This is a genomic window from Leptotrichia sp. oral taxon 879 str. F0557, assembly GCF_000469385.1.
Lineage (GTDB): Bacteria > Fusobacteriota > Fusobacteriia > Fusobacteriales > Leptotrichiaceae > Leptotrichia > Leptotrichia mesophila.
In genome coordinates this window covers 74706-82278 of sequence record NZ_KI271317.1, presented here as the reverse complement: position 1 = coordinate 82278, position 7573 = coordinate 74706, and the positions used below count along the sequence as shown (strand labels likewise).

Below are 7573 nucleotides of genomic sequence, written 5' to 3'. Positions count from 1 at the left end.
TTTTTGATATTATAGAAAAGTTGTTGTTAAAAAATAGATAAATATAAAGAAATAGTTTAAAATATTCATACGTTTGTCATGCCTTATTTTTAAAAGATTTGTAAAAATTTATAAAAAATGGTATAATTAAAAAAATTTTAAGAAGGTATTTCGAGTAAGTAATTGTAAAGTTTTTTATTGGGAAGGCGATAAAAGATTTTATTATTATTTGCTCCCTTCTTAAAAAAAAAGAAATTTTAGGAGGAAAAATGTTTGAAGAGAAAATTTATGGTTTTAATTTAGGAAACCAGAAAATTAAGATAAGTACAGGGAAAATTGCACGTCAAGCTGGGGGATCTGTTATTGTTCAATGTGGAGGAACAGTACTTTTAGTTACAGCAACTAGAAGTAAGGATGTTAGGGAAGGACAAGATTTTTTCCCTTTAACAGTTGATTATATCGAAAAATTTTATGCATCTGGAAAATTTCCAGGCGGATTTATAAAAAGGGAAACTAAGCCAGGAACTGATGAAATTTTGATTTCAAGATTGATTGACAGACCAATTAGACCTTTATTTCCAGAAGGATTTTTGAATGCAGTACACATTGTAGTTACGGTGCTTTCATATGATGAAGTGAATTATCCTGAAAATCTTGCTACAATTGGAGTTTCTACTGCTTTAGGATTATCAGATATTCCATTTGCAGGAACTGTGGCTGGAGTTACAGTTGGATACATTAATGGAGAATACATCTTAAATCCAACAGGAGAACAATTATTAGAAAGTGAAATTCAATTGTCAGTCGCGGGGACAAAAGACGCTGTAACAATGGTAGAGGCTGGAGCTAAGGAAGTTTCTGAGGAAGTTATGCTGGAAGCGATTATGTTTGGGCATGAAAGAATTAAGGAAATTTGTGTTGAACAGGATAAATTCCTTGCACAATTTGAAATTCAGAAATATGAATTTGAGAAAAAGGAAGTAGATTTTGAAATCAAGGAATTTATTGACAGTTTTGAAAATGAAGTTGAAAAGGCTATAATGACACCAGGTAAACTCGAAAAATATGAAGCGATTGATAACTTAGAAATAGAACTTTTTGAAAAATATGTTCAAAAACTTGAAAATGAAGATAAAGAAATTGATGAAAATCTTGAAAAAGAATTTAAGAAATATTATAGAGATGTGGAAAAAAGACTTGTCAGAGATGCTATTTTATACAAGCAATACCGTGCTGACGGGCGTCAAACTACTGAAATCCGTCCAATTGATGTGGAAATAGATACACTTCCAGTGCCGCATGGTTCTGCATTGTTCACACGTGGAGAAACTCAGGCATTAGTTGTTGCAACACTTGGAAGTAAGGAAGATGAGCAAATTATCGACGGAATGGAAAATGAAACACGTAAAAAATTCTTCCTGCACTATAACTTCCCGCCATATTCAGTTGGAGAAGCAGGATTTATGAGAGCACCAGGAAGACGTGAGCTAGGACACGGAAATTTAGCTGAAAGAGCATTAAAATATGTTATGCCAGATACAGAAAAATTCCCATATACAGTAAGACTTATTTCTGAAATTACAGAATCAAATGGTTCATCATCACAGGCTTCAATTTGTGGAGGGTCTCTTGCATTAATGGCAGCTGGAGTACCAATAAAATCTACAGTTGCAGGAATTGCAATGGGTCTTATAAAAGAAGGAGATACATTTACTGTACTTACTGATATTCAAGGGCTTGAAGATCATCTTGGAGATATGGACTTTAAAGTTGCAGGTACGAAAAATGGAATTACTGCAATTCAAATGGATATAAAAATTGAAGGAATTACAAGAGAAATAATGGAAATTGCTTTAAGACAGGCATTAGAAGGAAGATTATTCATTATTGATAAAATGGAAGCAGTAATTAGTGAGCCAAGAGCACAAGTTGCTGAAAATGCACCAAAAATTGAGATTATTAAAATTAATCCTGATAAAATTGCTGGACTTATCGGTCCAGGTGGGAAAGTTATTAGAGCAATTATTGATGAAACTGGAGTTTCAATAGACATTGAAGACGACGGAACTGTTTCGATTTTTGGAAAAGAATCTGAAAATATGAAAAAAGCGCTGGAACTTGTTAAAAGACAAACTCAGTCAGTTGAGTTAAATGAAATTTATGAAGGAAAAGTTACAAAACTGATGAAATTTGGTGCATTTGTGGAAGTGTTGCCAGGAAAAGAAGGACTTTTACATATTTCTGAAATTAGCAATAAGAGAGTGGAAAAAACTGAAGATGCTTTAAAAGAAGGACAAAATGTCAGAGTCAAGGTAATTTCAATGGAAAGTGAAGATAAATTTAACTTAAGCATGAAGGCATTGCAGCAGCAATAACATTATATTATAAAGGAGCGTGAAAGGTATGAAAATGAATTTACCTAATAAATTAGCCATATTAAGAATAATTCTAGTTATACCATTTGTCATTTTTTTAAGTTTAGCTCTGGAAGTTTCAGATAATGCAGCAGTTTCTATGACAATGAGAGTATTTGCAGCGATTATCTTTGTAGGAGCGTCTATAACAGATTATTATGATGGGAAAATTGCAAGAAAATATAACTTGATTACAAATTTAGGAAAACTGCTAGATCCTTTAGCAGATAAAATTCTTGTTATTTCGGCTTTAGTGACACTTGCAAAATTTAGTCAGATTAGCCTATGGTTTGTGATAGTTATAATATTTAGAGAATTAATGATAACAGGGCTTCGTTCAATTGTAGCAGCTGAAGGGGTTGTTATTGCAGCAGAAAGTCTTGGAAAGTGGAAGACTGCGACTCAGATGGTAGCACTTACATTAATAATTTTAATACCTTTCAGTTTTACAATAAATAACATTTTATTACTTACTCCACTGATATTAACAATAGTTTCAGGAGTTGAATATGTTATAAAATGTAAAAATGTTCTAAATAAATAAAATAATAACCTTTTTAAATTTTTTGGAGGTGTGATTTTGGATATTGTTATAGCAGTGATATTAAAACTGTTTGATTTATATGCTCTTCTTATTTTAGTAAATATTTTGGGAACTTGGATTGATCCATATAATCAAATAGGACTTTTTCAATGGGTAAGAAAAGTTACAGAGCCATATTTACAGATGTTTAAAATAATAATTCCGATTGGAAGTATGAATCTTGATATTTCGGCAATGCTAGGATTAATGATTTTGGAATTGATAAAAGAAATTTTTGTAAGAACCGTTTTGTTAGGCTCATTTTAAATATAAAAATATTAAAATTTTGCTCATTTACTAAATAAAATTTAGAAAAACTAAGATAAAAAAAAATGAGAATATTATTTTTTCTAAGAAAAGAGGAGTAAAATAACTAGCATTATAAAGGTTTTAAAATCTAAAAAATATAAATTTTATGAAAGAGGAGACTTTAAAAGTATGAAATTAAAAAGACTTTTGACCACATCTTTTATGGCGGCAGCACTTACAGCAACAGCTGCAGTTTCAAAAGATACAGATATTTTGCATAATAAGCAAATTGTTCAAAATACAAATATTACAGGAGATATGTACAGTGCGCAAAATGCGTTTTCAGCAGTCTATGAAAAGGCGAAAGATTCAGTTGTAAATATTAGAACTAAGAAAACAATCGTTGTGGAAACTTATAATCCGCTTGAAGCATTTTTATTCGGAACATCTGGGAGAAGACAGCAAAGACGTGAATCAGGAAGTTTAGGTTCAGGATTTATAATTTCAAGTGATGGATATATGATGACAAACAATCACGTTATTGACGGAGCAGATGAAATTTATGTAAAATTATCTGATGGGCATGAATATTTAGCAAAATTAGTTGGAACATCGCCAGAAGTGGATATTGCAATTTTAAAAGTAAATGCAAACAGAACATTTAAACCATTAAAATTTGCCGACTCAGATAATATAAAAATTGGGCACTGGGCAATTGCATTTGGTAATCCGTTAGGACTGAACAGTTCGATGACTGTTGGAGTAGTTGGAGCTTCTGGAAGAAGTTCACTTGGAATTGAACAAGTTGAAAATTTTATTCAGACAGATGCTTCTATTAATCAGGGAAATAGTGGTGGACCGCTTCTTAACATTAATGGGGATGTTATTGGTGTAAACACTGCCATTTATTCTCCAAATGGTGGAAGTGTTGGATTAAGTTTTGCAATTCCATCAAACTTGGCTGAAAATGTAAAAGACTCTATAATAAAAAATGGTAAATATGAACGTCCATATATTGGGATTTCAGTGCTTGATTTAACTCCTGAATTGAAAAAAGAAAGAAGAATTTCATATTCAACAGGTATTTTGATTCAACAAATTTATCCAAATTCGCCAGCAGCAAAATATGGATTAAAAGTTAATGATTTAATTCTTGAAATCAATGGAAAACGTGTAACGTCGGCAGGATCATTTATTGGAGAAATTGCGGCTAAAAAAATTGGTGAAACAGTTAACTTAAAAGTAGTATCAAATGGAACTGAAAAAAATATTTCTATGAAATTGGAAGCGTTTAACTATCAGCAACAAAGAACTCAGCAAAGAAGATAAAAAATTATTAATTATAAAAATAGGCTTTCCCAAAATATTGAGATAGCCTGTTTTTTATTTTATTACTTATTCATTTTCGTAATTAATTTTTGCAAATTGAATTTTTACATCAATTCCATCCTTTCTATTTTCTATATAAATTTCTCCATCATTTAGTAATATTATATCTTTCATAATTGGAAGTCCAAGTCCTGCTCCTTTTTTAGCATTTTTACCTTGAAAATTTCGATTAAATAAATTTTTCTTTTCTTCTTCAGGAATCCTGTCTCCATAATTTCTTACAATAATTTCAACTGTTTCATCTTCTTTTACAAGTAATTCGATATTACCGATAGAGTATTTTATACTATTATCAATTAATCCACGTAAAACTTCTGAAATTAAATTTTTATCAACAAAAATGTTTATCTCATTATCTACTTTTATTATAATTTTATTTTTTATATTTAAAAGTTCGTAATCTTTTTTTATTTTTTCAAAAAGTTGTTTTACATTTGTAATCTCTTTTTTTATAGTTATTTTTTCAAGATTTGAATTTAGAAACAAAGTATTTATTATTCTTTCAATATTTTTTACTTCAAGATTTAAATTTTCGATGGCTTCATTTAATAAATCTTTATCGTCTCTTGCCCATTGCAGTATATCAAGATAGCCTTTCATTATGGCAAGTGGTGTTTTTAATTCATGTGATACGTTTGAAGTAAAATTTTTTTGGCTTTTTATAATTTCTTTTTTTTTATTAAAAGTTTCGTTTAAAACATCAATTAGTTCACCAATTTCATCATCTCGCTTTTTTGTTAATTGTATATTAATGTTGTGTTTACTCATCTCATTACTTTGAGAAATTATATTTGAAAGTGGATTTAGTACGTGTTCTGCTACAATTTTGGAAATTATGACAATTGAAATTGTTATTAGAACAAACATTGCAATCATAACATACAAAAGTTCATGTGCTTCCATAAATTCAAAATTTCTTATGGCATAGTATTTTGCATTGTGTCCAGTATAGATTTTTTTGTAGATAAATCTATCCCATTTTGTTTTAAGTTTGTTTGACTCAAATCTTTTTAACTTAAAACTATCTTTATCATCTGATAAATAAATAAATTTTCCATTTTTCTCAACCGCAAGGGAAATGTATTCTTTATCAGCATAATCATAATTTCTATAAGTTTCTTTTAATTTATTGTCAGGAACTTCATCCAATTTTTTTATAACAGTTGGAAGTAATTTATCCATTTCTTTAGTTTCAGCTTCAACAGCTGTGTGAATTAAAAAAATTGTCATTGCCAAAATGATGACGAATGAAATAAAAACAAGGCTTACTGTATTTGCAATAATTATTTTATCTTTTATTTTTTTCATATTTTTAAAATATAACCAATTCCTCTCACAGTTTTTATTTTTTCTTTTCCAATTTTTTGCCTAATTTTTTTTATTGTTGTATCAAGAAGATTGTCGCTTGCTTCCCATCCCCATATTTTTTCTACGATTTTATCACGCAAAACTATTTCTTCTTTATTTTCAATTAACAATTTCACTAGCTCAAATTCTGTTTTTGTAAGCAAAATAGGAGTATTTTCCAAAGATACAGAATAATTTTCCATATTTAATTTTAAAGTTTTGTAGATAATTTGTGAAATTTTTTCTTTTCTTATATTTATATCAATTCTTGCTTCAAGTTCTAAAAAGTCAAAGGGTTTGGTAACATAGTCGCTTGCTCCAGATTTCAATAATTCAACTTTCTCTTCTACGTTATTTTTGGCAGATACAACAATTATTGGAACTTTTGATATTTTTCTAATATTTTTACAGACTTCATTTCCCTCCATAGAAGGAAGCCCTAAATCTAGAAGAATTAAGTCGTAAAACTCTCTTTTTCTATTAATTTCATTTAATGCGTCAATTCCATTTTCAATTATTGTTATTTCGTGATTTTTTCGTTCAAGCTGTAATTTCAAAATTCGTGATATTTTTTTATCATCTTCAACAATCAGTATTTTTCCCATCTTTCCTCTTTCTAAAATTTATTCAGATTAAATTCATTTTTTAATTTGCTTTTTATGGTATTATTACATCATCAAATATATTATATCTTAAATTAAGTGAAATAAAAAGATATAATTCAAATTTATTTTTTTATAATTTATTTAAACTAAAACAAAATAGGAGAAGGTGATGCCGTTGCAACTAACTAATAATATTTTTTTTATTGACAGATTCTTTTTTAAACATTTATCTTTTTTTTCAAAGTCTAGTATTTTTTATAATTCTAAAAATATTGAAAAATTTTTTCGTATAATTACTAAATTTGGGGAAGGGTATTTCGAATTATCATTAATTCTTATATTATTTTTTATAATTTTTTTAAACAAAAAGAAATTCCATATTTTTAAAAAATATATTGCAGGTATCTTTTTTACTTTACTTTCTACCCAAATAACTGTAAATTTATTTAAACTTTTGTTTGGAAGAGCGAGACCTTCAGTAACGACAAATCCAGAAAAATTTTACGGAGTTTTAAGTTTAATAAAAAATAACTTTCTTTTTGAAGGTGACTATGCTTCTTTTCCTTCGGGGCATACAATTACTGTTTGGGGAACGATTTGGATTTTAAGTTTTTTTATAAAAAATAGATATATCAAAATGATGTTATTTGTTTTAGGATTTTTAGTAGGTGTTAGCCGTGTCTACTTGAGATATCATTGGACGACAGATGTTATTGCTAGTATCATTATTTCTTATTTTATTGCAAAATTTGTGTACAATAGAATGCATGGAATCAGTTTCGTAAAAGACTCTGTTTATGGTAAAAAAGTTAAAAAGATAGGCAGAATTAAACGAAAGAGAGAAAAACTAGGAGTAGTCAATTAATCAAAAATTTAACAAGGAAGAATAATTACTTGAAATTTATACAAAAGGGGCTGTCTCAAAATGATTAAAATTTTGAGTTCAGCTTTTATTTTTTTATGAACATATTTTTTAAATTATAGCCAATAGCAAACAGTATAGCTTC

7 protein-coding genes are annotated in these 7573 nt (G+C 28.6%); 5 read left to right on the top strand and 2 right to left on the bottom strand.

Translation table 11 applies throughout. The features are described 5' to 3' along the window. The first annotated feature begins 248 nt into the window (after positions 1-248). From pnp to HMPREF1552_RS05105, 4 genes are all read left to right on the top strand, one after another. Positions 249-2354, top strand: coding sequence for a polyribonucleotide nucleotidyltransferase (pnp, locus tag HMPREF1552_RS05120; protein ID WP_021744036.1), 2106 nt, complete (start codon positions 249-251; stop codon positions 2352-2354). A gap of 34 nt (positions 2355-2388) precedes the next feature. Beyond that, a complete protein-coding gene (gene pgsA, locus HMPREF1552_RS05115) occupies positions 2389-2937 on the top strand; it encodes a CDP-diacylglycerol--glycerol-3-phosphate 3-phosphatidyltransferase (RefSeq protein ID WP_039901223.1) in 549 nt (182 codons plus the stop codon). 36 nt (positions 2938-2973) lie between these two features. Further along, a complete protein-coding gene (locus HMPREF1552_RS05110) occupies positions 2974-3243 on the top strand; it encodes a YggT family protein (RefSeq protein ID WP_039901212.1) in 270 nt (89 codons plus the stop codon). A 171-nt stretch (positions 3244-3414) separates the two neighbouring features. Further along, positions 3415-4554 carry a S1C family serine protease gene (locus tag HMPREF1552_RS05105; protein ID WP_021744033.1) on the top strand — a complete coding sequence of 380 codons (1140 nt, stop codon included), beginning with the start codon at positions 3415-3417 and terminating at the stop codon, positions 4552-4554. A gap of 66 nt (positions 4555-4620) precedes the next feature. Here HMPREF1552_RS05105 and HMPREF1552_RS05100 read toward each other — a convergent pair whose 3' ends face one another. Beyond that, complete coding sequence (locus HMPREF1552_RS05100; RefSeq protein WP_021744032.1) at positions 4621-5922, bottom strand: HAMP domain-containing sensor histidine kinase; 1302 nt, start codon at positions 5920-5922, stop codon at positions 4621-4623. Continuing rightward, positions 5919-6566: a response regulator transcription factor gene (locus tag HMPREF1552_RS05095; RefSeq protein ID WP_021744031.1), complete on the bottom strand. Its 648-nt coding sequence runs from the start codon at positions 6564-6566 to the stop codon at positions 5919-5921. Before HMPREF1552_RS05095 ends, HMPREF1552_RS05100 begins: the two co-directional genes overlap by 4 nt. Positions 6567-6735: 169 nt before the next feature. Between HMPREF1552_RS05095 and HMPREF1552_RS05090 the strand changes: the two genes are divergently transcribed. Next, positions 6736-7431, top strand: coding sequence for a phosphatase PAP2 family protein (locus HMPREF1552_RS05090; RefSeq protein ID WP_021744030.1), 696 nt, complete (start codon positions 6736-6738; stop codon positions 7429-7431). Positions 7432-7573: the final 142 nt, after the last annotated feature.

Coding starts and splice junctions, on each gene's coding strand:
- pnp (WP_021744036.1), top strand. CDS start 249: ATGTTTGAAGAGAAAATTTATGGTTTTAATTTAGGAAACCAGAAAATT.
- HMPREF1552_RS05105 (WP_021744033.1), top strand. CDS start 3,415: ATGAAATTAAAAAGACTTTTGACCACATCTTTTATGGCGGCAGCACTT.
- HMPREF1552_RS05090 (WP_021744030.1), top strand. CDS start 6,736: ATGCCGTTGCAACTAACTAATAATATTTTTTTTATTGACAGATTCTTT.
- HMPREF1552_RS05095 (WP_021744031.1), bottom strand. CDS start 6,566: ATGGGAAAAATACTGATTGTTGAAGATGATAAAAAAATATCACGAATT.
- pgsA (WP_039901223.1), top strand. CDS start 2,389: ATGAATTTACCTAATAAATTAGCCATATTAAGAATAATTCTAGTTATA.
- HMPREF1552_RS05100 (WP_021744032.1), bottom strand. CDS start 5,922: ATGAAAAAAATAAAAGATAAAATAATTATTGCAAATACAGTAAGCCTT.